Origin of the sequence: Streptomyces sp. NPDC048291 (assembly GCF_043201715.1) — a bacterium.
GTDB lineage: Bacteria > Actinomycetota > Actinomycetes > Streptomycetales > Streptomycetaceae > Streptomyces.
Genome location: NZ_JBICZC010000009.1, coordinates 449,793 through 473,317 on the forward strand (window position 1 = coordinate 449,793; position 23,525 = coordinate 473,317).

Annotated in this window: 21 protein-coding genes; 14 read left to right on the forward strand and 7 right to left on the reverse strand. The window is 71.3% G+C overall.

Annotated features, from left to right (window positions below; genetic code table 11):
• Positions 1-38: 38 nt before the first annotated feature.
• Both ACGF5O_RS26150 and ACGF5O_RS26155 read left to right on the forward strand, forming a co-directional pair.
• On the forward strand, positions 39-1,367 hold the full coding sequence (locus ACGF5O_RS26150; protein WP_393812280.1) for a hemolysin family protein: 1,329 nt from the start codon (positions 39-41) through the stop codon (positions 1,365-1,367).
• The gene (locus tag ACGF5O_RS26155; protein ID WP_393812281.1) at positions 1,364-2,452 is read left to right on the forward strand and encodes a hemolysin family protein; all 1,089 of its coding nucleotides are present in this window, start codon (positions 1,364-1,366) and stop codon (positions 2,450-2,452) included. Before ACGF5O_RS26150 ends, ACGF5O_RS26155 begins: the two co-directional genes overlap by 4 nt.
• Before the next feature lie 186 nt (positions 2,453-2,638).
• Here ACGF5O_RS26155 and ACGF5O_RS26160 read toward each other — a convergent pair whose 3' ends face one another.
• Together ACGF5O_RS26160 and ACGF5O_RS26165 are read right to left on the reverse strand one after the other, a co-directional pair.
• The gene (locus tag ACGF5O_RS26160) at positions 2,639-4,501 is read right to left on the reverse strand and encodes an AAA family ATPase (RefSeq protein WP_393812282.1); all 1,863 of its coding nucleotides are present in this window, start codon (positions 4,499-4,501) and stop codon (positions 2,639-2,641) included.
• A 447-nt stretch (positions 4,502-4,948) separates the two neighbouring features.
• Positions 4,949-5,551, reverse strand: coding sequence for a uridine kinase (locus ACGF5O_RS26165; RefSeq protein ID WP_393812345.1), 603 nt, complete (start codon positions 5,549-5,551; stop codon positions 4,949-4,951).
• Between the two features lie 246 nt (positions 5,552-5,797).
• Between ACGF5O_RS26165 and ACGF5O_RS26170 the strand changes: the two genes are divergently transcribed.
• The 5 genes from ACGF5O_RS26170 (at position 5,798) to ACGF5O_RS26190 (ending at position 10,843) form a co-directional block, all read left to right on the forward strand.
• Positions 5,798-6,748: a hypothetical protein gene (locus ACGF5O_RS26170; RefSeq protein ID WP_393812283.1), complete on the forward strand. Its 951-nt coding sequence runs from the start codon at positions 5,798-5,800 to the stop codon at positions 6,746-6,748.
• A 79-nt stretch (positions 6,749-6,827) separates the two neighbouring features.
• The gene (locus ACGF5O_RS26175; protein WP_393812346.1) at positions 6,828-8,282 is read left to right on the forward strand and encodes an amino acid permease; all 1,455 of its coding nucleotides are present in this window, start codon (positions 6,828-6,830) and stop codon (positions 8,280-8,282) included.
• A gap of 184 nt (positions 8,283-8,466) precedes the next feature.
• Entirely contained in the window at positions 8,467-9,891 is a 1,425-nt protein-coding gene (locus ACGF5O_RS26180) for a peptidase C39 family protein (protein ID WP_393812284.1), read from the forward strand.
• A 98-nt stretch (positions 9,892-9,989) separates the two neighbouring features.
• Positions 9,990-10,130: an SCO1431 family membrane protein gene (locus tag ACGF5O_RS26185; RefSeq protein ID WP_181803818.1), complete on the forward strand. Its 141-nt coding sequence runs from the start codon at positions 9,990-9,992 to the stop codon at positions 10,128-10,130.
• A gap of 53 nt (positions 10,131-10,183) precedes the next feature.
• A complete protein-coding gene (locus ACGF5O_RS26190) occupies positions 10,184-10,843 on the forward strand; it encodes a TetR/AcrR family transcriptional regulator (RefSeq protein ID WP_393812285.1) in 660 nt (219 codons plus the stop codon).
• 94 nt (positions 10,844-10,937) lie between these two features.
• Here ACGF5O_RS26190 and ACGF5O_RS26195 read toward each other — a convergent pair whose 3' ends face one another.
• A complete protein-coding gene (locus ACGF5O_RS26195) occupies positions 10,938-12,188 on the reverse strand; it encodes a glycoside hydrolase family 18 protein (protein ID WP_393812286.1) in 1,251 nt (416 codons plus the stop codon).
• 330 nt (positions 12,189-12,518) lie between these two features.
• Here ACGF5O_RS26195 and ACGF5O_RS26200 point away from each other — a divergent pair, with 330 nt between their 5' ends.
• Positions 12,519-13,691 carry an acyl-CoA dehydrogenase family protein gene (locus ACGF5O_RS26200; protein WP_393812287.1) on the forward strand — a complete coding sequence of 391 codons (1,173 nt, stop codon included), beginning with the start codon at positions 12,519-12,521 and terminating at the stop codon, positions 13,689-13,691.
• Here ACGF5O_RS26200 and ACGF5O_RS26205 read toward each other — a convergent pair.
• The gene (locus ACGF5O_RS26205) at positions 13,654-13,905 is read right to left on the reverse strand and encodes a hypothetical protein (RefSeq protein WP_393812288.1); all 252 of its coding nucleotides are present in this window, start codon (positions 13,903-13,905) and stop codon (positions 13,654-13,656) included. The two genes, ACGF5O_RS26200 and ACGF5O_RS26205, sit on opposite strands and share 38 nt — an antisense overlap.
• Before the next feature lie 146 nt (positions 13,906-14,051).
• Between ACGF5O_RS26205 and ACGF5O_RS26210 the strand changes: the two genes are divergently transcribed.
• Both ACGF5O_RS26210 and ACGF5O_RS26215 read left to right on the forward strand, forming a co-directional pair.
• On the forward strand, positions 14,052-15,152 hold the full coding sequence (locus ACGF5O_RS26210; RefSeq protein ID WP_393812289.1) for a hypothetical protein: 1,101 nt from the start codon (positions 14,052-14,054) through the stop codon (positions 15,150-15,152).
• A gap of 14 nt (positions 15,153-15,166) precedes the next feature.
• Complete coding sequence (locus tag ACGF5O_RS26215; RefSeq protein ID WP_393812290.1) at positions 15,167-16,270, forward strand: phosphotransferase family protein; 1,104 nt, start codon at positions 15,167-15,169, stop codon at positions 16,268-16,270.
• Between the two features lies 1 nt (position 16,271).
• On the opposite strand, the gene ACGF5O_RS26220 is transcribed toward ACGF5O_RS26215, so the two are convergent.
• The gene (locus tag ACGF5O_RS26220) at positions 16,272-16,739 is read right to left on the reverse strand and encodes a hypothetical protein (RefSeq protein ID WP_393812291.1); all 468 of its coding nucleotides are present in this window, start codon (positions 16,737-16,739) and stop codon (positions 16,272-16,274) included.
• Between the two features lie 267 nt (positions 16,740-17,006).
• Between ACGF5O_RS26220 and ACGF5O_RS26225 the strand changes: the two genes are divergently transcribed.
• The 4 genes from ACGF5O_RS26225 (at position 17,007) to fxsA (ending at position 21,364) form a co-directional block, all read left to right on the forward strand.
• Positions 17,007-17,447 (forward strand): Lrp/AsnC family transcriptional regulator, encoded by a 441-nt coding sequence (locus ACGF5O_RS26225; RefSeq protein WP_066997022.1) that lies wholly within the window; start codon positions 17,007-17,009, stop codon positions 17,445-17,447.
• 267 nt (positions 17,448-17,714) lie between these two features.
• Positions 17,715-19,319, forward strand: a complete 1,605-nt coding sequence (locus ACGF5O_RS26230; RefSeq protein ID WP_393812292.1) for an amidohydrolase — start codon at positions 17,715-17,717, stop codon at positions 19,317-19,319.
• 608 nt (positions 19,320-19,927) lie between these two features.
• Positions 19,928-20,722 carry a polyprenol monophosphomannose synthase gene (locus ACGF5O_RS26235; RefSeq protein WP_393812293.1) on the forward strand — a complete coding sequence of 265 codons (795 nt, stop codon included), beginning with the start codon at positions 19,928-19,930 and terminating at the stop codon, positions 20,720-20,722.
• 78 nt (positions 20,723-20,800) lie between these two features.
• The gene (fxsA, locus tag ACGF5O_RS26240; protein WP_393812294.1) at positions 20,801-21,364 is read left to right on the forward strand and encodes an FxsA family membrane protein; all 564 of its coding nucleotides are present in this window, start codon (positions 20,801-20,803) and stop codon (positions 21,362-21,364) included.
• Between the two features lie 121 nt (positions 21,365-21,485).
• Here fxsA and ACGF5O_RS26245 read toward each other — a convergent pair whose 3' ends face one another.
• Both ACGF5O_RS26245 and ACGF5O_RS26250 read right to left on the reverse strand, forming a co-directional pair.
• Positions 21,486-21,860, reverse strand: a complete 375-nt coding sequence (locus tag ACGF5O_RS26245) for an RNA polymerase-binding protein RbpA (RefSeq protein ID WP_010046329.1) — start codon at positions 21,858-21,860, stop codon at positions 21,486-21,488.
• A 281-nt stretch (positions 21,861-22,141) separates the two neighbouring features.
• The gene (locus ACGF5O_RS26250; RefSeq protein ID WP_393812295.1) at positions 22,142-23,488 is read right to left on the reverse strand and encodes an MFS transporter; all 1,347 of its coding nucleotides are present in this window, start codon (positions 23,486-23,488) and stop codon (positions 22,142-22,144) included.
• Positions 23,489-23,525 lie beyond the last annotated feature (37 nt).

The window sequence follows — 23,525 nt, forward strand, 5'->3', positions numbered from 1 at the left end:
CTTCTCGCGGTCCGCGAGGCTTCGGAGGCGGCGGCATCATGACCACCCCTCTGCTGCTCCTGGCAGCCGCGTTCCTGCTCATCCTCGCCAACGGCTTCTTCGTCGCCGCCGAGTTCGGCCTGGTGACCGTGGAGCGGCCCGAGGCCGAGAAGGCCGCCGCCGACGGCGACAAGCGCGCCCGTACGGTAGTCGAATCGCTGAAGGAGCTCTCCTTCCAGCTCTCCGGCACCCAGCTCGGCATCACCATCACCTCCCTCGTCGTCGGCATGCTCGCCGAACCGGCGCTGGCCGAGCTGCTGCGCGGCCCGCTCACCGCGGTCGGACTGCCCGACGGCGCGGTCTCCGGTATCGCCGTCGTGGTGGGCATGCTGCTCGCCTCGGCGATCCAGATGGTGATCGGCGAACTCGTACCCAAGAACTGGGCGGTCTCCAAGCCCCTCCAGGTCGCGCGGGTCGTGGCCGGCCCGCAGGCCCGCTTCTCCCGCCTGTTCCGCCCGGTCATCGCCGCGCTGAACACGGTCGCCAACCGGCTCGTCCGCGCCCTCGGCGTCGAGCCCACCGAGGAGCTGGCCTCCGCCCGCACCCCCGGCGAGCTGGTCTCCCTGGCCCGGCACTCGGCCCAGGCCGGCGCGCTGGAACAGGACACGGCCGACCTGTTCGTGCGCACCCTGTCCCTGGGCGAGCTGACCGCCCAGCACGTCATGACCCCCCGGGTGAAGGTCAGCGCCCTCCAGGACACGGCGACCACCGAGGACGTCGTCAACCTCACCCGGGCCACCGGCCTCTCCCGCTTCCCCGTCTACCGGGAGAAGATCGACGAGATCGTCGGCATGGCCCACCTCAAGGACGCGCTGGCGATCCCGGTCCACGACCGGCTGCGCACCCCGGTCGGCCGCATAGCCCGCAAGGCGCTCCTGGTCCCCGAGACCCTCCCGGTCCAGCCCCTCCTCGCCCGGCTCCGCTCCGAGCAGCCGATCGCGGTCGTCGTCGACGAGTACGGCGGTACGGCGGGCGTGGTCACCCTGGAGGACATCGTCGAGGAGCTCGTCGGCGAGGTCCGCGACGAGCACGACAGCCCGGACGCGCCGGAACTCGCCGCCGCTCCGGCCCAGGACGGCAAGCCCGCCTGGGACGTCGACGGCAGCGTCCGCGTCGACATCCTCCAGCGGATAGGCCTCGACGTGCCCGAGGGCCCCTACGAGACGGTCGCCGGCCTGGTCGCCGACCTGCTCGGCCGGATCCCGGCCCCCGGCGACCGCGCCGAGCTGCCCGGCTGGCGGCTGTCCGTCCGCCGGGTCGGCCACTACCGCGCGGAACGGGTCCGCCTGGTCCGCACCGCCCCCGCCGTCGCGGAGGCCGCCCGATGAGCGTCCTCCAACTGGTCTTCGCCGGCCTGCTGGTCCTGGCCAACGGCTTCTTCGTCGGCGCCGAGTTCGCCCTCGTCTCCGTCCGCCGCAGCCAGATCGAACCCCTGGGCACCGCCCGGGCCCGCCAGGTCCTCTACGGCCTGGAACGCCTGCCGCAGATGATGGCCGCCGCCCAGTTCGGCATCACCGTCTGCTCGCTGACGCTGGGCGCGGTGGCCGAACCGACGGTGGCCCACCTGCTGGAACCGCTGTTCGAGGCGGTACACCTGCCGGAAGACGTGATCCACCCCCTGGGCTATGTGATCGCGCTGGCCGGAGTGGTCTTCTTTCACCTGGTCATCGGCGAGATGGTGCCGAAGAACCTGGCGATGGCGGCGCCCGAGAAGGCGGCGCTGTGGCTGAGCCCCGGCCTGGTCGCCTTCGCCCGCGTCTGCCGGCCGATCACGGTCGCCCTCGGCGCCTGCGCCCAAGGCATCCTGAAGCTGTTCCGGGTCGAGCCGAAGGACGAGGTCGAGGCCGTCGTCACCAGCGAGCAGCTCAACCGGCTCCTGGAGGACTCCGGCCAGGCGGGCCTGCTCGACCCCGAGGAGCAGGAGCGGCTGGAGGACGCGCTGGAACTGGGCTCCCGCCCGGTGACGGATGTACTGCTGCGCCGCGAGTCCCTGATCACCGTCCCGCCGTCGGTCACCCCCGGACAGATCGTCGAGCTCACCGCCCGCACCGGCTACTCCCGCTTCCCGGTGGCGGCCGAGTCCGGCGCCTTCATGGGCTACGTGCACGTGAAGGACGTCCTCGACCTGGAGGACTCGGACCGGGCGGTACCGCAGCAGATATGGCGGCCGATGACGACGCTGCGGGCAGAGCTGCCGCTCGACGACGCGCTGACGGTGATGCGCCGGGCGGCGACCCACCTCGCGCAGGTCGCCGACGCGAACGGCCGGGTGCTTGGCCTGGCGGCCCTGGAAGACGTCCTTGAGCTGCTGGTCGGCGAGGTGACGGACCCGGCGCACCGGAAACAGCCGACGCCGGCCAGGACGCCGGAGCCTCGCTCCAGCGGGGAGCCCGAGGAGGTCATGGCGGGCTGAGGTGGTGGGGGAGCTGCGAGCCGGTGGGGGCCGGTCGCGCAGTTCCCCGCGCCCCTTTCGGGGCGCTGCAGTCGCGTCAGCTACCTAGCTGCGGGCAGGCGTGCCGCAGGGCGGCACGGGTGGGCGCAGCGGCACCCGGCCAGCGCCGGCAAGAGTCCCCACCCCCCGGCCCCACCCCGCCCGCACCTACATCCCGGCCGCCGGATCATGCGGTCCCCGCCCCGACAGCACCTCTCCGTACGCCTGCATCAGGTCCGGCAACCGCAGCGTCGCCAGGTCGTCCCGCGACAGCACCCCCGGATACGCCGACAACCGCAGATCCCGGTACGCACAGCTCTTCTCGTACAGCGTCCGCAGGAACCGCCCGTTGCCCAGCTCGTCGATCCACCCCTGGTCCACCACGTGCCCGGCGATCGACCGCAGCTCCTCCAGGGCCTCCTCGTCCCACGCGTCCCCGTTCTCGGCGGCCAGCACCTCGCCGATGGAGGTCAGTTCGAGGGGACGGTAGGAGGGAAAGTCGACGCGCGTGGTGAAGCGGGAGGAGAGCCCGGGGTTCGCGGCCAGCAGGCGGTCCATGCCCTCCGGGTAGCCGGCCAGGATCACCACCAGGTGGTCGCGGTTGTCCTCGGCCCGCTTCAGCAGCACCTGCAGCGCCTCGTCGCCGTACGCGTCCCCCTTGCCGTAACCGGAGTTGGAGAGCGAGTAGGCCTCGTCGACGAAGAGCACGCCGCCGATCGCGGAGTCGATGAGTTCGTTCGCCTTCACGGCGGTCTGGCCCAGGTACTCGCCGACCAGGTCGGCCCGCTGCGCCTCCACGAGATGGTCCCCGCCGAGCAGGCCCAGCGCGTAGAAGACCCGTCCGAGGATGCGCGCGACGGTGGTCTTCCCGGTGCCGGACGGCCCGGAGAAGACGAAGTGGCGTTTCGGCGGCTGCACCGGCAGCCCCTGCCCGGCCCGCAACCTGGCCATGTTCAGCTGCGCGGACAGCGCCTTGACCTGCCGTTTCACGGGTTCGAGCCCGACCATGCGCTCCAGTTCGGCGAGCGCCTCCTCAAGTAACGCGGGGTCGGTCGGCCCGGCCGGCAGCGGAGGCGACGCCACGACCTTCTCGCGCACGGCGGGGTCGATCACCGACGGCATCGCCCCGGCCGGCGGCTCCGGGTCCCCGAGCCGCAGATCACGCCCCTCGGTGCCGAAGAGCGGGTCGAGCATGTCCGGGCCGTCCACGACGTCCTGCCCGGCTCCGGTGAGGGTGATCGACGCGAAGTCGGCCGTGTCGTCGTATCCGTCGCCCTCGGCTATCGCGGCCAGCCGCGCGGAGGTGTCCATGAAGGCGGGGTCGACGCGGTGCACGGCCCGGTAGAGGGGGAGCGCGGCGGCGCTGCGGCCGGTGCCCTCGTGCGCCCGCGCCAGCCAGTAGCGCAGTTCCTTGCGCTGCGGCTGCTCGCTGCGGCAGCGCATCAGCGCGGCGGAGAGCAGCGGTTCGGCCTGGCCGTACATCTCCAGGCGGACCCGGGCCATGCCGCCGAACAGGCCCGCCTCGATGCCGAGCATGGGGTCGTCGAGGAGCGGGTCGGTGTGTCGTACCAACTGCTCCCAGTCCTTGACCAGGTAGGCCCGGCAGGAGTGCAGGAAGCGGACCTGCGGGTCGGCGTCCACCGGCGGGAGCCCGGCGAGGGCCCGGTCGAGTTCCGGGACGTGCCGGCCGTCCAGCCAGTGGGAGGCATGGGCGAGGAGGAGATCGCGCGGGCTTTCGAGGACCGGCTGCACCCACCAGCCCAGCCAGTACCAGGAGTTCAGGTTGCGGCGATGCCTGCCGCGCTGTTCGCCGAAGCGGTCCCGGTGCCGGAACATCCGCAGCAGCGCGGTCGTCGTGTCGACGCGCAGCGCGTGCAGCCCGAGCCAGGCGTCGGCCATCCCCGGATCCATCCGTACCGCGGCGCGGAACTCCTCCTCCGCCTGCGGATAGGCGCCCATCGTGTAGGCGTCCACGCCTCGCAGCCAGGCGAGGTCGGCCGGGGCCTCGAGGCCCTGCGTGCCGAATTCCATCACGTCCCCCACAAACCGTGCCCCCGTGGTTGGCCCCCGGGCTCCCCCCGATGGCCGCCGTTGGTCGAACCGCTGTGCCGCGGACCGGAGTTGCAGGTGCGCGAAGCAGCCGTTCGAAGGTCGCACCGAGGGCATCGTACCTGCGGTTCCACCGCCTGCCGAAGGGTGCCGCACAGGCCGATTGGCGGGGTGGGGGCAGACGGGGCGCACACGGCTCGGTGACCGAGGGTGAGCATGGCAGCGCGCGCCGCGCACGCAAAAGGGGTAAAGGGCAGAACGAAGCCCCCGATCACGGGGGAACAACCGGGGGCTTCGCGTTTACAGGGCGGCTTCGATGGCCGCTCATTCAGAACGTAAGTCCTGTACGACCCCCCGGTCAAGCCGAGTTGAGGTACTCGGGCAACTTCTTGGAGGCGCGTCTTCACAAGTTCAGCACACAGCGGACGGTCAGTCACCGTGGGTGATGAACTGGTCCGGTCCAACCGTCTTCGCAGGCCCCGACAGCACCTCGTACCCCTTCTGCGACTGTGTCACCAGGAGGTCGGCGAAGGGTCTTGAGGGGTCTTCGCTGAAGTGTTCGTGTTCCGCCCTGACCCACTCGGCCCAGAAGTCCCGCTGTTCCGCGCCGTCCCGCGCCCTGCCCCGGGTCCAGGCCTCCTCGTGCGGCAGCTCCATCCACAGCAGCCGCGCCAGGAACGGGCGCAGCGCCCGGCGGCCGGCGCCGACGCCCTCGACGAGGACCACCGGGGCCGGCGGCAGCGGGCGGGGCGGGCCGAAGCGGCGGGTGTGCCAGTCGTAGGGGGAGTAGTGCGCCGTCCCGCCCCGCGCGAGCGGTTCGATCACCTCGGCCAGCAGCCGGCCGGTCCAGCCGAACAGCTCCTCGTGGCTGGCGATGTCGTCGAGGTGCAGCACCGGCGCCCCGCCCAGGGCGGTGGCCAGCCGGCCGGCGAACGTGGTCTTCCCGGACCCGGCGTGCCCGTCGACGCCGACGAGGCGGACCGGGCCGCAGGAGGGCGGCAGGGCGCGGAGTGCGGAGGCGAGCTGGTGAATGGCCGTTCCCGGGGGGTGCTGAGGGGTGGGGCGTTTTCCGGAAACATTCTAGTAGTGCGGCGCATAGCGGACGTTTACCGCCCCGGGAAAGTATCGGCTTGAACTAATTTCGAGCCGTTCTCCGGCGTGCCCATTAATATTTCCGACCCGCTGACCGATATGTCGACCTCGCGCGTTTCCGGTCCGCCCGGCCCTGAGTAGGGTGCCTTCAGCGTGCACGCGTCGAACGGGGACGGACAGGGGAAGATGGCCGCGGAGTTATTCGAGGGGCACTACGTATGGCATCCGGCGGCCGACGACCGCCTGCTCGCGAGCGTATGCGTGGACGTGCGCGCCGGAAGATATCTGAGTGCCCGTGAGGCGCTGGCCGAGACGCGTGCCGACTTCGCCCTGCGCGCCCACCGCTCCCTGGTCCTCGCCTCCGAGGCCGCCGGCACCGATCTGGTGGAGCGCTGGCTGGCCGAGGAGCCGGGCCCCGAGTCCGCGCTGATGTGGGCCCGGGTGGCCGTGCAGCGGGCGATCCGGGCGGCCGACGCCCGTGACGAGCGGGCCGAGGCGCTGGAGCGGATCGCCGTCGCCGCCTGCGACCGGGCCGGCGCCATGAACCCCGCCGACCCCACGCCCTGGGCCGCCAAGCTGGCCATGGCCCGGCTGCACCGCCCGCACGACCCCGCCCCCGGCGGCCTGCTGACCTCCCCGCCCGGTCCCTGGCGGCTGTTCGCGCGCACCCTCGCCCTCGACCCCTGGCACCGCGAGGCCCACCACCGCTTCCTGTCCTTCTTCTTCACCCGGTACGGCGGCTCGGTCAACGCGGCCTGGGACGTCGCCGCCTTCCTCGCCCAGCGGGCGCCCGCCGACTCCGCGCTGCGGCTGCTCCCGCTGGTCGCGCTCGTGGAGAGCCACAACCCCACCCAGCTGCTCGCGGAGCGGGTCTGGGAACAGCCCCAGTGGCGCAGCACCGCGTTGTCGATCTACCAGAACTGGGTGCCCGCGGTCGCCGGATACCGCTTCACCCCGGTGCTCGACCTGGCCTACCTCGCGCACGCGCTGGTCATGGCCCAGTGCCCGTTCGAGGCCCGGGCGGTCCTCACGGTCATGGGGCCGTACGCCTCACGCATGCCCTGGAGCGTCTTCGGCGAACCGGCCGACCAGCTCTCCCGGGCCCGCCGCGCCTGCGGCCTGCCCATCCCCTCCTAGAGTCCCAGAGAAAGGCCGGCACGTGTCAGAACGCACAGCGGACCCCGTCACGCTCGACGACGACGCGACCCTGCACGCGATGGGTTATCCGCGGAAACTCACCCGCCGATTCCAGGCCTTCGACAATTTCGCCATCTCCTTCACCATCATCAATATTCTCTCCGGGATTTTCTCGTCCTTCGGATTCGGAATGAACGCGGGCGGCCCGCGTATTCTGGTGTTCGGCTGGATCGGCGTCTGCGTGATGGTGCTCTGCATCGGCGCCGCCATGGCGGAGGTCGCCTCCGCTTATCCGACGAGCGGCGCCCTGTATTTCTCCGCCGGTAAACTCGCCAAACGGCACAAGGGTGCCTGGTCCTGGTACACGGGCTGGCTGAACTTCGTGGGCCAGATCGGCGGCACCGCGGCCACCGGCTACGCGGCAGCCACCTTCATCCAGGCCTTCATCGCCCTGCAGTGGCCCTCGTACACGCCGACCGCCCATCAGACGGTCCTGATCACGACCCTGATCATCGTGGTGCAGGGGCTCGCCAACACCTACACCGTGCAGCTCGTCGCCGCACTGAACCGGATTTCCGTCTGGTGGCTGCTGATCGGACTCGTGGTGATCGTGAGCACACTGATCGTGATGCCCGACCGTCACCAGTCGGCGTCCTTCGTGACGCATTTCGTGAACAACACCGGCTTCACCAACGGCCTTTACGGCGGCCTGCTCGGGCTGCTGGTCACCAGCTGGACCTTCACAGGCTTCGACGGCAGCTTCCACATGTCCGAGGAAACCGTCCAGGCGACTGTCAACGCCCCCAGAGGGATCATCCGCTCCATCGGCTATTCGGCGATCACCGGCCTGGTCCTGATGCTCGCGCTGGTGTACAGCATCGGCGACTACGCCAAGGTGGCGAGCTCCTCCGCGCCGCCCGTCCAGATCCTCATCGACGGACTCGGCATGGGCTGGGCCAAGGCGATGCTGCTCGTCGTCATCGGTGCCATGCTCTTCTGCGGCCTCGCCAACCTCACCAGCAACACCCGGCAGATCTTCGCCTTCTCCCGGGACGGCGCGATGCCCGGCTCCCGCCTGTGGCACTCGGTCTCGCCCCGCACCCGGACCCCCGTCAAGGCCGTCTGGCTCGCGGTGGCCTGCTCGCTCGTCCTGGTGGTGCCGGGCTGGTGGTCGCACACGGCGTTCACCGCGATCGTCAGCGTCAACGTCGTCGGCCTGTTCCTCGCCTACGCCGTGCCCGTCTTCCTGCGGCTGCGCCTGGGCGACGACTTCAGGCCTGGGCCGTGGAACCTGGGCCGCTGGAGCAGGCCGGTGGGCTGGCTCGCGGTGGTCTGGATCCTGCTCAGCAGCGTTCTGTTCATGCTGCCCCAGGCCTCGCCGATCACCGCCGACTCCTTCAACTACGCGCCGATCGCGCTCGCCGTCGTCCTGGCCGTGGCCACGGTCTGGTGGTTCGCCACCGCCCGGCGCCGCTTCCAGGGCCCGGTCAGCTACGGCCGCCCCGACGAGGTCGCCGCGATGGACCTCATCTGAGCCGGGAAGGACCCGTCCGAGGGGCCCCGGCGACCGTGCCAGGGCCCTTTCAGCGGACGAGACCAATATTGGTGGGCGTGGCATGGGCGGAAGTGCTGGCAGGGGCATGGCGCCTGCTCCATAGTTGGCGCACAGCCCTTGCTCCGGATCAGCCGTGACGCGCACACCTGGGGGTCCTCCACCCATGAGCAGAGCCGAACAGCCGTCCCGCAGAACCGTTCTGGCAGCCGCCGCCTCCGTCGCGGCGGCCACCGTGGCCCAGAGCGTGGTCCCCGCCGTGCCGGCGGCCGCCGCGCCGGGGACCGACGCCGACGACACCGCCAGGACCGAGACCCGCCGGGCCGGGAACGGCCGTCCCGGCCACGGCCGGGACGGGACCCGCCCGATCGACTACCGCTCCTGGACGACCTACAGCGACTGGAAGACCGGCACCGCCAAGGGCGCCGGCGCCGTCGCGGGGGAGCGCCCGGGCGTGGTGATCGGCACCCCGGCCGGCACCACCTCCTACACCGACCCCCACACCGGCACCACCGCCACCTGGGAGTACGCCACCTGGACCGGCCCGGTGCACCAGCTCGCCGTCCCCGCCACCGAGACCATCGCCTCCTGGAACGCGGACACCCCGGCCGGCACCTGGATCCAGGTCGAACTGCACGGCACCTACTCCGACGGCACCACGACCCCCTGGTACGTGATGGGCCGCTGGGCGGCCGGCGACCAGGACATCAAGCGGACCTCGGTGGACGGCCAGACCGACGGCAAGAGCACCATCTGGACCGACACCTTCGCCGTCGACGACGCCACCACCGGCCTGCGCCTCACCTCGTACCAGCTGCGCCTGACCCTCCACCGCAAGCCCGGCACCAAGCTCACCCCGACCGTCTGGCGGCTCGGCGCCATGGGCTCCGACATCCCGGACCGCTTCACCGTCCCGGCCTCCACCCCGGGCCTGGCGCAGGAACTCAAGGTCCCGCGCTACTCCCAGGAGATCCACAAGGGCCAGTACCCCGAGTACGACAACGGCGGCGAGGCCTGGTGCAGCCCCACCTCCTCGCAGATGATCGTCGAGTACTGGGGCGCCCGGCCCACCGCCGCACAGCTGGCCTGGGTCGACCCGTCCTTCGCCGACCCCCAGGTCTGCTACGCGGCCCGCTACACCTACGACTACCAGTACGGAGGCTGCGGCAACTGGCCGTTCAACGCCGCCTACGCGTCGACGTACAAGGACCTCCAGGGCGTGATAACGCGACTGGCCTCGCTCACCGACCTGGAGACCCTGATCGCGGCCGGCATCCCGGCCATAACGTCACAGTCGTTCCTCGCGTCGGAGCTGACGGGCGCCGGTTACGGCACCTCCGGGCACCTGATGACCGTGATCGGCTTCACCGCGGACGGGGACGTGATCGCCAACGACCCGTGCTCGGCCGACGACGACGCGGTCCGGCGGGTCTACCTGCGCCGGGAGTTCGAGAACATCTGGCTGCGGACCAAGCGGTACAACGCCGGCGGCAAGGTCGCCTCCGGCACCGGAGGCGTCTGCTACCTGTACTTCCCGGCCTGTCCGACCGCGGCCCAGCTCAAGGCGCTCGACGCGGTCGGCGTGCGCTGACCGGCCACGACGGCGGCCCCGGAGAACTCCGGGGCCGCCGTCGTGCTGTGACCAAGCTCTCCGCCACAAAAGCCGCAATCAATGGCATGGTGGACGTCATGACCACGCATTCCGCCACCGCCGCCCGCGCCCGTACCGGCGGCCCCGAGGACGACGGCCCGAAGGTTCTGGAACACGTCATGGGCTGGACTCTCGTGGTGGTCATCGCCATGTTGGTAACTCAACTCGGCCTGCTGTGACCTGAACTGACATACTGCGGATGTCCCGCAGCCCGTTGAGACCAGGGTCGAAATTGAATATCAGTCAACAGCGTGCCGCCGCCCGTCCCCGGGCGCGCGGCACCGAGCGTTCCGTGGCTCGCCGTGCCGAACTCATCGCCATCGGGCGGAAGTTGTTCGCCGACACCTCGTACGACGCGCTCTCCATGGACGACATCGCCAAGCAGGCGCATGTCGCCAAAGGGCTGATCTACTACTACTTCCAGTCCAAGCGCGGCTACTACCTGGCGATCATCCAGGACTCCGTCGCCGACCTGGTCACCTATGCCGCGAGCGGCCTGGAGCTGCCCCAGGTGGACCGCGTCCACCGGACCATCGACAGCTACCTGCGCTACGCCGAGCACCACCAGGCGGCCTACCGCACGATCGTCAGCGGCGGCGTCGGCTTCGACACCGAGGTGCACGGCATCCGGGACGGGGTGCGCGAGGCGATCGTCGCGACCATCGCCGAGGGCGCCTACGGCCGCACCGACATCGCCCCGCTCGCCCGGGTCGGCCTGCTCGCCTGGCTGTGCAGCGTGGAGGGCGCCACCCTCGACTGGATCGACCGGCCCGTTCTCTCCCGCGAGACCATGTGCGAGCTGCTGGTCAAGACGCTCGGCGGCACCCTGCGCGCCATCGAGGAGCTCGACCCGTCCTACCGCGCCCCGACCCCGGCCCGCCGGGACACCTGACGCACCGGGCCGGCCTGTCCCGCGGTCTCCCGCCGGACAGGCCGCTGGGGCGGAGGGCTCGTGGTTCCCCCGCCCCAGGCCCCCGTGACCGGGGTCAGTTGATGGCCTTGATCAGCTCCCCGTTGCTGGTGTCGCCGCTCAGTTCCCAGAAGAAGGTGCCGCCCAGTCCCTGCTGGTTCTTGTAGGTCATCTTGGTCGCGATGGTCGCCGGGGTGTCGTAGCTCCACCAGTCGCTGCCGCACTTGGCGTACGCCGTGCCGCCCACCGTGCCGGTCGCCGGGCACTTCGTCCTGAGCACCTTGTAGTCGTCGATACCCGCCTCGTACGTCCCCGTCGCCGGACCGGTCGCCGAGCCGCCGGGCGCCGCCTGGGTGACACCGGTCCAGCCGCGGCCGTAGAAGCCGATGCCGAGCAGCAGCTTGGCGGCCGGGATGCCGAGGCCCCTGAGCTTGGCGATGGTCGCGGAGGTGTAGAAGTTCGCCGTCGGGATGCCCGAGTAGGAGTTCAGCGGCGAGTGCGGGGCCGTCGGACCGGTCGAGGCCCAGGCGCCGAAGTAGTCGTACGTCATCGGGTTGTACCAGTCGACGTACTGCGCCGCGCCCGCGTAGTCGGCCGCGTCGATCTTGCCGCCGCTGGTGGCGTCGGCGGTGATCGCCGCCGTGACGAGCGAGCCGCTGCCGAACTTCGCGCGCAGTGCCGCCATCACCTTCCTGAAGGCGTCCCGGCCGCTGGTGTCGCAGGTGTTGCCGCAGGCGTTCGGGTACTCCCAGTCGATGTCGATGCCGTCGAAGACCCCGGCCCACTTGGAGTTCCTGACCAGGTCGTAGCAGGACTGGGCGAAGGCGGTGGGGTTCCTGGACGCCTCGCCGAAGCCGCTGGACCAGGTCCAGCCGCCGAAGGACCAGAGGATCTTGAGGTTCGGGTGCTTCTTCTTCAGCTTCAGCAGCTGGTTGAAGTTGCCGCGCAGCGGCTGGTCCCAGGTGTCCGCCACGCCGTCCACGGACTCGGCGGCGGTGTAGGTCCGGTCGGTCGCCGCGTACGAGTCGCCCATGGCGCACTTGCCGCCGGTGACGTTGCCGAAGGCGTAGTTGATGTGGGTGAGCTTCGCGGCGGAGCCGGAGGTCTCGACGTTCTTGACCAGGTACTTGCGGTCGTAGGTGCCCCATTCCGTGAAGTAGCCGACGACCTTGGAGCCGGCCTGGACCTGGGGCGCCGCCGGGGCCGATCGGTCGGACCGGGCGGCCGCGGTTGCGGTGCCCGCGCCGGCCAGCAGGCCGGCGCCCAGAACGGCACAACAGGCCGCGGAGAGCAGCGCCCGGAACCGGGAGCGGTGAGTGGTGTGCATCGGGTGTCTCCTCCTGGGGGAGAGGGGAACGCGCGCCGATTGGCATGAACGCGGTAAAGCGTTGGTCATGAACCCTAGGAGGACTAGACCAGTCGGGTCAATGGTTCGGACCAATTTCGCGGGTTTCGAATGTTGGCCTGGAATTCCTGAAGTAAGCGGTCGTTAACTGGTGACGGGAGGTCCCCGATCGGGCATACTCACTGCGCAGCCGCAGGTCAGCAGCTTCCGAGACCCGGAACGCCGACCTCGGCCGCACCCGCACGACAGGCGGAGCCGCCCCTATCCCACGGGCCGTGACCGCCGTTGCCCGACAGGGAGGAGACCGACGCCATGTCCGACCGCGACCCGCAGCCGGTGGAGCGTCAACTGCCCACGGACGAGGCGAGGGACCTGCTCACGCTGGTCCGTGAGATCGCCCGGCGTGAGATCGCGCCGAGGGCGGCCGACGAGGAGGACGCCGGGCGCTTCCCGCGCGAGGTCTTCACCCTGCTCTCCGAGTCAGGCCTGCTCGGCCTGCCCTACGACGCCGAGTACGGCGGCGGGGACCAGCCCTACGAGGTCTACCTCCAGGTCCTGGAGGAACTGGCCGCGGCCCGCCTCACCGTCGGCCTCGGTGTCAGCGTGCACACCCTCGCGAGCTACGCGCTCGCCGCCTACGGCACCAAGCAGCAGCAGGTCGAGCACCTGCCCGCGATGCTCGGCGGCGGCCTGCTCGGCGCCTACTGCCTCTCCGAGCCGGCCTCCGGTTCGGACGCCGCCTCGCTGCGCACCAGGGCGGTCCGGGACGGCGACGCCTGGGTGATCAACGGCACCAAGGCCTGGATCACGCACGGCGGCATCGCCGACTTCTACACGGTCATGGCCCGCACCGGCGCCGAGGGCTCGCACGGGATCACCGCCTTCCTGGTCCCCGGCGACGCCGCGGGCCTCAGCGGCGCGGTGCCCGAGAAGAAGATGGGCATGAAGGGCTCGCCCACCGCCCAGGTCCACTTCGACGACGTCCGGGTCGCCGACGACCACCGCCTCGGCGAGGAGGGCCAGGGCTTCGCCATCGCCCTCGCCGCGCTGGACTCGGGTCGGCTCGGCATCGCGGCCTGCGCGATCGGCCTCGCCCAGGCGGCGCTCGACGAAGCGGTCGGGTACGCCACCGGGCGACGGCAGTTCGGGCACCCCATCTCGGACTTCCAGGGGCTGCGCTTCATGATCGCCGACATGGCCACCCAGATCGAGGCCGGCCGGGCCCTGTACCTCGCGGCGGCCCGGCTGCGCGACGCGGGCCGGCCGTTCGCCAAGCAGGCCGCCATGGCCAAGCTGCACTGCACCGACACCGCGATGAGGGTCACCACCGACGCCGTCCAGATACTCGGCGGCTACGGCTACACCGCGGACTTCCCGGTCGAGCGCTACATGCGCGAGGCCAAGGTCCTGCAGATCGTCGAGGGCACCAACCAGATCCAGCGGATGGTCATCGCCCGTCACGTGGCGGGGCCGGAAAGTCGCTGAACCCGCTGAACTGCCCGCGGGTGACCGTCGGCGCCGCCAGCCTGACCCACTCCGGGTCGTGGCGGCCCGGCAGGGCGCGGCCCCGGTCGGCCCAGGTCCGCATCAGATCGCGGTAGATGGGCGGGTCCTGCGGCAGGGGCGGCGGCAGCGAGGCCGCGGGCGGGGGTACGAAGATCCGGCGCTGACGGCCGAGAGCGGTGTAGGTGGTCGTCACGCCCGGCCAACGCGGGGGCGGCCGCCCTGGTCACCGATGCCCGCAATCGTGCGTGAGTTCGTGGACGTCCGTTCCCGGATCTGGCCCCCGTCCGCTTTCTGACGTACCGTCAGCCGGACCGTCTCCAGCCTCCGGGGAGGCCTGCCATGGCCGACGACCGTCCCGTACCGCTCGACGAGTACCCCGTGCACCAGGTCCCGCTCTCCATGAAGCACGTCGCCACCGGAGACCGGAACGCCTACGACCGCTGCATCTTCCACGTCCTCGACCACGACGGCCGCGCCCTGCTCATCCTCGGCCTCGGCGTCTACCCGAACGTCGGGGTGATCGATGCCTACGCCACCCTGCGCACCGGGGACACCCTGCACGCGGTCCGCGCCTCGGACGCCCTGGGCGAGGACCGGATGCGGCTCGCGGTCGGCCCGCTGCGCATCCAGGTCGAGGACCCGCTCCGGCGCTTCCGCCTGACCTGCGACGACGACGCGCTCTCCTACGACCTCACCTGGACCGCCGGCTTCCCGGCCCTGTGGGAACCGCACCACCTCCAACGCCGGGGCGACCGGCTGACCTTGGAGGGCCGCAGGTTCGTGCAGGCCGGCGGAGTGTCCGGGGTGATCCGGGCCGGCGGCGAGGAGTTCCGCGCCGACCCGGCCGGCTGGACCGGCACCCGGGACCGCAGCTGGGGCGTCCGCCCGATCCCGGGGGAGGAGGGCGGGCGGCTCGCCGAGGAGAACCCGACCGAGGGCTTCCACTGGATCTGGTGCCCGGTCCGCTTCGAGGACCGCTTCCTGATGGTCATCACCCAGGAGGACGCCGACGGCCACCGCACGCTCAACGACGCCACCCTGGTCCGCCCCGGCGACCGCGACCGCCAACTCGGCTGGCCGCACACCGAGATCGCCTACCGCTCCGGCACCCGCCACCCCGAGCATGCCGTCGTCCACCTCGGCGACCCGCGCAAACCCCAGGAGCTGGAGGTGGAGATCCTCACCTCCTCCCCGCTCGCGGTCGGCGCCGGCTACCCGCCCGCGGACGACTGGCAGCACGGCACCTGGCAGGGCCGGGGCTGGGTGGACCGCCGTACCTACGACCTGACCGCGCCGCATCCCCGCGCGGCCTACGGCGTCACCGACCACTCCGCCCGCTTCCGCCTCGACGGGCGGACCGGCCACGGCATCTTCGAGCACGGCTCGTTCGGCAGACACGATCCCAGCGGCTTCACCGGCTTCGACTCGGTGGCGCCCTGAAGGAGGAGGCCGGGATGACGACGAAACCGCGCCCACGCACCACCACCCGCGACCCCGAGGACCTCGCGCGCCGGCTCACCGCCTGGCTGGACACCCGTCTCCCCGGCGCCAAGGCCGTCGGCGTCACGGTCCCCGCCTCCAACGGCATGTCCAGCGAGACCCTGCTCTTCGAGATCGAGCACCCCGAACCTCCGATGCCCGCCTGCGCGTTGAGACTCGCGGCGGATCCGTCGGCGTACACGGTCTTCCCGTCGTACGACCTCACCCGCCAGTACCGCACCATGCGGCTGGTCGCCGACCACACGGATGTTCCCGTGCCCCGCGTCCTGTGGCTGGAAGAAGACCCCGGACCGCTCGGCGCGCCCTTCTTCGTGATGGAGCGGGTCGAGGGGCGCGTTCCGCCCGACGTCATGCCCTACACGTACGAGGGGAACTGGCTGCACGCGGCGACCGACGCCGAACGCGAGCACCTCGAAGCCGTCTCCGTCGGCCTGTTGGCCCGGCTGCACGACCAAGTCCCCGTGACCGAGACGGAGTTCCTGACCCTTCCTGGGGACGGCGACGCCCTGCACCGGCATGTCGAGTCCCAACGGCGCTACTACGACTGGGTGGTGGACGGACTCGCCCGCTCACCCCTGATCGAGTCCGCCTTCGACCGGCTGGCGGACCTCTGGCCGCGCGAGCCCGGCACTCCCGTCCTCAACTGGGGCGACGCCCGGATCGGGAACGTCGTCTACGGCGGGTTCGATCCCGTCGCCGTCCTCGACTGGGAGATGGCCGCACCGGCCCCGCGCGAGGTGGACCTCGGCTGGACCGTCTACCTGCACCGCTTCTTCCAGGACCTCACCGCCGCCTCCGGGCAGCCGGGACTGCCCGGGTTCCTGCGCCGCGACCGGGTCGAGGCCCGCTACGCCCGCCTGACCGGCCACACCCCGCGGGACATGGACTTCTACACCCTGTACGCCGCCCTGCGGCACGCGATCGTCATGCTGCGCGTCGCCTACCGGCAGGTGTACTTCGGTGAGGTCGCCGTCCCCGCGGATCCGGACACACTGATCCTGCACCACGGCAGTCTGCGCGCCATGGTGCAGGGCAGTTACTGGGACGCGGTGCGGTGACTCAGGCGGCCTGGGCGGCCTGGTGGCCCACGGTGTAGCCGTCGCGGCGGATCGCCGGTACGCGCATCGGGCGCGAACTCGGACCGCCGACGTGCGAGAAGGGCTGCGTCCGCCAGTCCAGACCCTGCGGGAGGGTGAGCAGGAGGGCGGTGTCCTGCTCCTGCGGCTCGGCCGACTCGTCCGCGGACGGGGCGTCGTCCGCCGCGCGGCCCGTGCCGGCACAGACCGTCAGGCCGAACGGGTTCCACGGCGAGGCGCACAGCGCGTGCTCCGGCAGGAACTCCTCGTCCGCCAGCAGCGCGATGGACTGCGCGCAGTCCGGGCAGATCACCCGGAACATCTCGAAGGTGTCGTAGGCGTCCGGTTCCTCGGCCTCGTAGAGGTCGGGTTCGACGCCCTCCGGCTCGGGCTCGACCACCAACTGCGGGCGCTTGGACACAGGACGACCAGGGCGCTTAAGACTCTGCATGGGTAACTCCCCCTCGGGCTGGGCCGTTACGGCGCTGCGGCCTCGACCACAGCAAGCACTTCCCGTCCGGTCTCGGCGGTAATCACGAGAACATCACGGAGCCCGTTCGAGGGCTGTGGCGTTCGTCACATGCCCCGCGCAGGTGCCCGCTGCGGCGGATTTGTCCGTCGGACGGCCCGCCATCAGTACTCCCCGACATCACGAACCGGCCATGACCTGGACCGCTGAGCTATCCGTGGAGATCAGACGCACTGTAGCTTTTGCGCCATGGAGGAGCTGGACCGTCAAATCGTGCAGCTGCTCGTCAAGGACGGGCGGATGAGCTACACGGACCTGGGCAAGGCCACGGGTCTGTCCACGTCGGCCGTGCACCAGCGGGTGCGCCGGCTGGAGCAGCGTGGCGTCATCCGCGGGTACGCCGCGGTCGTCGACCCGGAGGCCGTCGGGCTGCCCATGACGGCCTTCATCTCGGTGAAACCGTTCGACCCCAGCGCCCCCGACGACATCGCGGACCGCCTGGCCGGCGTCCCCGAGATCGAGGCGTGCCACAGCGTGGCGGGCGACGAGAACTACATCCTCAAGGTGCGGGTGGCGACCCCGCACGAACTGGAGGAACTCCTCGCCAGACTCCGCAGCCTCGCCGGTGTGTCAACCCGGACGACGGTGGTCCTGTCGACACCGTACGAGGCACGTCCCCCGAAGATCTGACCGGCGGCCCCGCTCACCGCCGCGGCCACCGGTTCTCGCTGCTCCGGCCGCCGCGACTGCCACCGCTGTGGGCAGGCGTTCCGCAGGGCGGAACGGGTGGGCACGGCTGACAGTTCCGGGTGCCTTCGGGCGTGCTCCGGGTGCGACGGGGCCCTGTCGGCGGCCCCGCCGTCGTGGCTGGTCGCGCAGTTCCCCGCGCCCCTGGAGGGGCGGGTTCGGGGCGCCCCCCGTTCAGAGTGATCGGAGTGAGGGGCGAGACTGGTCCCCATGAGTGAGCGCGCCGCCGAGCCCAAGACCGTTCTTCTTCGCCGTGGAGAGGTCCACAGTCCCGCCGACCCGTTCGCGACCGCGATGATCGTGGAGCGGGGACAGGTCGCCTGGGTCGGCTCGGAGGGGGCCGCCGAGGCCTTCGTGGACGGGGTCGACGAGGTCGTCGACCTGGACGGTGCTCTGGTCACGCCGGCTTTCACGGACGCCCATGTCCACACCACGTCCACCGGGCTCGCCCTGACCGGCCTCGACCTGTCCGGCGCCGGTTCCCTCGCCGCGACCCTGACCCTGGTCAGGGACTTCGCCGCCGCCCGCCCGGACGACCGGGTCCTGCTCGGGCACGGCTGGGACGCCTCCCGCTGGTCCGACGGCCGCCCGCCGACCCGCGCCGAGCTGGACGCGGCCACCGGTGGACGCCCGCTCTATCTCTCCCGTATCGACGTCCACTCGGCGGTCGTCACCACGGCCCTGCTGGACCTGGTCCCGGGCGCGGTCCCGCGCCAGGACGCCCCGCTCACCGGCGACGCCCACCACGCCGTCCGCGCCGCCGCGTTCGCGGCCGTGACGCCCGCCCAGCGTGCCGAGGCCCAGCGCACCGCCCTCGCGCACGCGGCCTCCCTCGGCATCGGAACCGTGCACGAGTGCGGCGGGCCGAAGATCTCCTCCGAGGACGACTTCACCGCGCTGCTGCGGCTCGCCGCCGAGCTGCCCGGACCGCGCGTCGTCGGTTACTGGGCCGAGGAGGACGTGGAGAAGGCCCGCCGGCTGGGCGCGCTCGGCGCCGCCGGTGACCTGTTCGTCGACGGCGCCCTCGGCTCCCACACCGCCTGCCTGCACCAGCCGTACGCCGACGCGGGACACACCGGCGCCGCCTACCTGGACGCGGCCGCCGTCGCCGCCCATGTCACCGCCTGCACCGAGGCCGGTCTCCAGGCCGGCTTCCACGCCATCGGCGACGCCGCCGTGACCGCCGTCGTGGAGGGCGTGCGCGCCGCCGCGGAGAAGGTCGGCCTGCCCCGGGTGCGGGCCGCCCGGCACCGCGTCGAGCACGCCGAGATGCTCACGCCCGAGCACATCGCGGGCTTCGCCGAGCTGGGCCTGATCGCCTCCGTGCAGCCCGCCTTCGACGCCCTGTGGGGCGGCGCGGACGGCATGTACGCCCAGCGGCTCGGCGCCGAGCGGGCCCGCACCCTCAACCCGTTCGCCGCCCTCCTCAAGGCCGGGGTCCCGCTGGCCTTCGGCTCCGACAGCCCGGTCACCCCGCTCGACCCCTGGGGGACCGTCCGGGCCGCCGCCTTCCACCAGACGCCCGAGCACCGGGTCTCCGTGCGCGCCGCGTTCACCGCGCACACCCGCGGCGGCTGGCGCGCGACCGGCCGGGACGACGCGGGCGTCCTGGTGCCGGGCGCACCCGCCGACTACGCGGTCTGGCGCACCGACGAACTGGTGGTGCAGGCCCCTGACGACCGGGTCGCCCGCTGGTCCACCGACCCCCGCTCCGGCACCCCCGGCCTGCCCGATCTCACCCCCGGCCGTGAGCTGCCGGTCTGTCTGCGCACTGTGGTGGGCGGCCGGACCGTGTTCGTACGACCGGGCGAGTGACCCCCCGCATTCGTACGGCCGGGCGAGTGATCTCCCGGGGTGGCGCGGCCGTGATCGACGGCCGCCGTCCCGTCGCGCGACCTGCGCATCCTCTGCGCTGACCAGGGGTTTGGTGCCGTTTGTGCAGGTCAGACGGCTGTTGACAGCCAGCGGCAGCGGGCCGGTAGGTTCGGCGGAGTCCACCACCGGACGCCCGACCGGGGAGCAGTTCGCGCACTCGTCGCAGCGCCGCTGGGTCAGGGACGGTGTGCCGCACCGGGGCACCGCCACTGGGAGCCAGGCTCAGCGCCCGCGCCGACGAGGGAACGTTCCGGCCGGTCGGGAGGTGTGACCCGGGTGGGGCCCGGACGCTCAGTAGACAACGGCTTTCGGTCGACCCGCAGCCAGCGGGTCCCAGGTCGGCCCGAAGGGCGCCGGGCCCCCATCCGCAGGGGAACAGAGTGGCTGCGCGGGCGAACAGAGTGGCGAAAGCGCGTATGGCCGCCACTCGAAACGGGCATCCTTACCCCGTTCTTGCGGAATCGACACCACCATACGAATGAGCCGTCGCGTCAGCGCAGGCCGCGGCCACTATGGTGGTCCCCTGCGTACGACATGAAGGGGCAGCAGTGAACGACGGCGACGGGACCCTCGCGGCCAAGGCCCAGGGGCGGCGGTTCGGCCCGCTCGGCACGGCCTTGGTGATCATTCCCACGTACAACGAGGCGGAGAACATCAAGTCCATCGTCGGCCGGGTGCGCCAGGCCGTCCCCGACGCGCACGTGCTCGTGGCGGACGACAACAGCCCCGACGGCACGGGCAAGCTCGCCGACGAACTGGCCGCCGAGGACGACCACGTCCAGGTGCTGCACCGCAAGGGCAAGGAAGGACTCGGCGCCGCCTACCTCGCGGGCTTCCGCTGGGGCATGGACAACGGCTACGGCGTGCTCATCGAGATGGACGCGGACGGCTCCCACCAGCCCGAGGAGCTGCCCCGGCTGCTGACCGCGCTGAAGGGCGCCGACCTGGTGCTCGGCTCCCGCTGGGTGCCCGGCGGCCGGGTGGTCAACTGGCCGAAGTCCCGTGAGTTCATCTCCCGGGGCGGTTCCCTGTACTCCCGGTTCGCCCTCGACCTTCCGATCCGGGACATCACCGGCGGGTACCGCGCCTTCCGCCGCGAGACCCTGGAGGGCCTGGGGCTCGACGAGGTCGCCTCGCAGGGCTACTGCTTCCAGGTCGACCTGGCCCGCCGGGCCATCAAGGCCGGCTACCAGGTCGTCGAGGTGCCCATCACCTTCGTCGAGCGGGAGTTCGGCGACTCCAAGATGAGCCGCGACATCCTCGTCGAGGCGCTGTGGCGGGTCACCTCGTGGGGCGTCACCGACCGGATGGGCAAGATCACCGGCAAGGGCAAGCGGCCCTAGCGGACGCCCGGGAACCGCACAGTTCCGGTTGATCATCCCCTTATGCCGCACTGAGCCGGGCCCAGGCACACTGGGAGCATGACGACTGGCGCGCAGACCCCTCCGCACACCACCCGGCCCCGGCGCTCCCGGCTCGCCAGATACCTGCCGCTCGGCGTCGCCGCCTGGCTGGTGCTGGAGATCTGGCTGCTGACGGTGGTCGCGGGCGCGGCGGGCGGCATGACCGTGTTCCTGCTGCTGGTGGCGGGCTTCGTCGCCGGTTCCGTGGTCATCAAGCGCGCCGGCCGGCGTGCCTTCCGGAGCCTGAACGAGGCGATCCAGCGCGGCGGCTCCCCGGAGAGCGGCGGCGGCAACGGCCTGATGATGCTGGGCGGCCTGCTCCTCATGATCCCCGGCCTGGTCTCCGACGCCCTCGGCCTGCTGCTCCTGCTGCCCCCGGTCCAGAAGGCGGTCTCGCGCATCGCCGAGCGCACCCTTGACCGCAAGCTCCGTGCCGCCGCCCCCGGCACCCTGGGCAACGCCTTCCAGCAGGCCCGCATGCACCGCCCGGACGGCAAGGTCGTCCAGGGCGAGGTGATCCGTGACGACGGGCCCCGGCCGGGGGACGAGCCGACGGGGGAGCGGCCGCCGCTGATGCGGTGAGTGCGCCTGGCTCACAACAACCGAGGGCGCCGCTCACAACAACTGAGGGCGCCCCACGTTCACAGAACGTGGGGCGCCCTCAGTTGTTGTGTCGGTTTCCGTTGGACGGAACTACACGGGACTATGCGGACTTGCGGCTGTCCCTGGGATGAATCGCGATGTTCATCGCCCCGGAACGCAGAACCGCCAGACGCTCCTCAAGGACCTCTTCGAGTTCCTCACGGGTGCGCCGCTCCATCAGCATGTCCCAGTGGGTACGCGCGGGCTTGGCCTTCTTCTCTTCAGGGCCGTCGCCGTCCACGAGGAGTGCCTGGGCCCCGCAGACCTTGCACTCCCACTCCGGCGGAATCTCCGCCTCGACCGAGAAGGGCATCTCGAACCGGTGCCCCTTCTCGCATGCGTACTCCACGGCCTGGCGCGGAGCCAGGTCGATACCGCGGTCCGTCTCGTAGCTGGTCACCACGAGGCGCGTACCGCGAAGAGCTCGCTCACTCATGAATCGTGCCTCCCGGGCTTGTCGCCCACAGGACAGGTGTCGCTGTCGTCGTCATCCGGTCAACGTCCGGTCGGCGGTAAAGATTCCCGTTCAGGGTCATGCGTCGCCGTCGTAGCCGCCCCTTGTTGTACCCACCAGCGCCCGGTTTGTCACATCTGCTAACAGATGTCACCCAGCGTTTCGGCATCTTTGACGCGCAGTAACGGTACGCCTGGCAGGCCAAACGCGTACACTACCGCCCTTCCGCGTTGAACGCTAAATCTTCCCGTTGGATCTTCCCGTTAGATTTTCTGTGGGACCGGATTGCCGGCCTCGCCGATCGCCCGCCGCACCGGCACCCGCGCCAGCAGCGCGAACCCGATGACGAAGAAGGCCACCAGCGAGATGATCGCCGAGCGGTAGCTCCCGGTCAGCTGGTAGGTGATCCCGAACAACAGCGGTCCCAGCCAGCTCATCCCCCGATCGCTCATCTCGTACGCCGCGAAGTACTCGGCTTCTTTTCCGGGCGGTACGAGATGGGAGAACAGGGAACGGGACAGGGCCTGGCTGCCGCCGAGGACCAGGCCGATGCCGCCCGCGAGGACGAAGAACCACACGGGTGCCCTGGCCGGCAGGAAGTACCCGGCCGTCAGCGTCACCGTCCACGCCACCAGCGATCCCAGGATCGTGCGCTTCGCCCCGTACGTCCTGGCCAGCCGCCCCATCGTCAGCGCCCCCGCCACGGCCAGCACCTGCACCATCAGGACGGCGCCGATGAGCGTCGACTGGCCGAGCCCGAGCTCCTCGGAGCCGTATACGGACGCCTGGGAGATCACGGTCTGGATGCCGTCGTTGTAGACCAGATAGGCCAGCAGGAAGGAGAGCGTCAGCGGATGACGGCGCATGTCCCGGGCGGTCGCCGCGAGTTGGCGCAGCCCCGGCGCCGCCGCCCCGGCCGTCCGGCCGCCCCGGTCGCGCAGCCGCCGCAGCGGTACGAGGGTGAAGGCGGCCCACCACAGGCCCGCCCCGGCCAGGCAGATGCGGACGGCTTCCGTCTCGGAGAGGCCGAAGGAGTCGTGCGCGGAGTAGAGGACCAGGTTGATGATCAGTACCAGCGAGCCGGACGCGTAGCCGAAGGCCCAGCCCCGGGAGGAGACGGTGTCGCGTTCCTCGGGCGGGGCGATCTGGGGGAGGTAGGAGTTGTAGAGCATCAGGGCGACGGACTGGGCGGCGTTCGCGACGATCAGCAGCAGCCCGCCGAGCAGATAGCGGTCGCCGGCCAGGAAGAACATGCCCGTCGTCGCCGCGGCCCCGGTGTACGCGGCCATGCCGAGCAGCTGCTTCTTGCGGCCGGTACGGTCGGCCGCGCTGCCCACCAGGGGCATCAGCACGACCGCGACGATTACCGACAGGGACACCGAGTAGGCGAAGAAGGAGCCCGCCCGGACCGGGATGCCGAGCGGGTGCACATAGCCGTCGGCGTCCGCCGCGTGGTCGGCGACCGACGTGAGGTACGGGCCGAGGAACACGGTGAGGACGCTCGTCGAGTAGACCGAGCACGCCCAGTCGTAGAAGTACCAGCCGCGCTGTTCGCGCCGCAGCTCGGCGGCCTCGTCGAAGACCCCCGACCGCACGGTTTCGGTGCCCACCCGTGCCCTTGCCTTTCCCGCAGCAGTACGCCCGCGC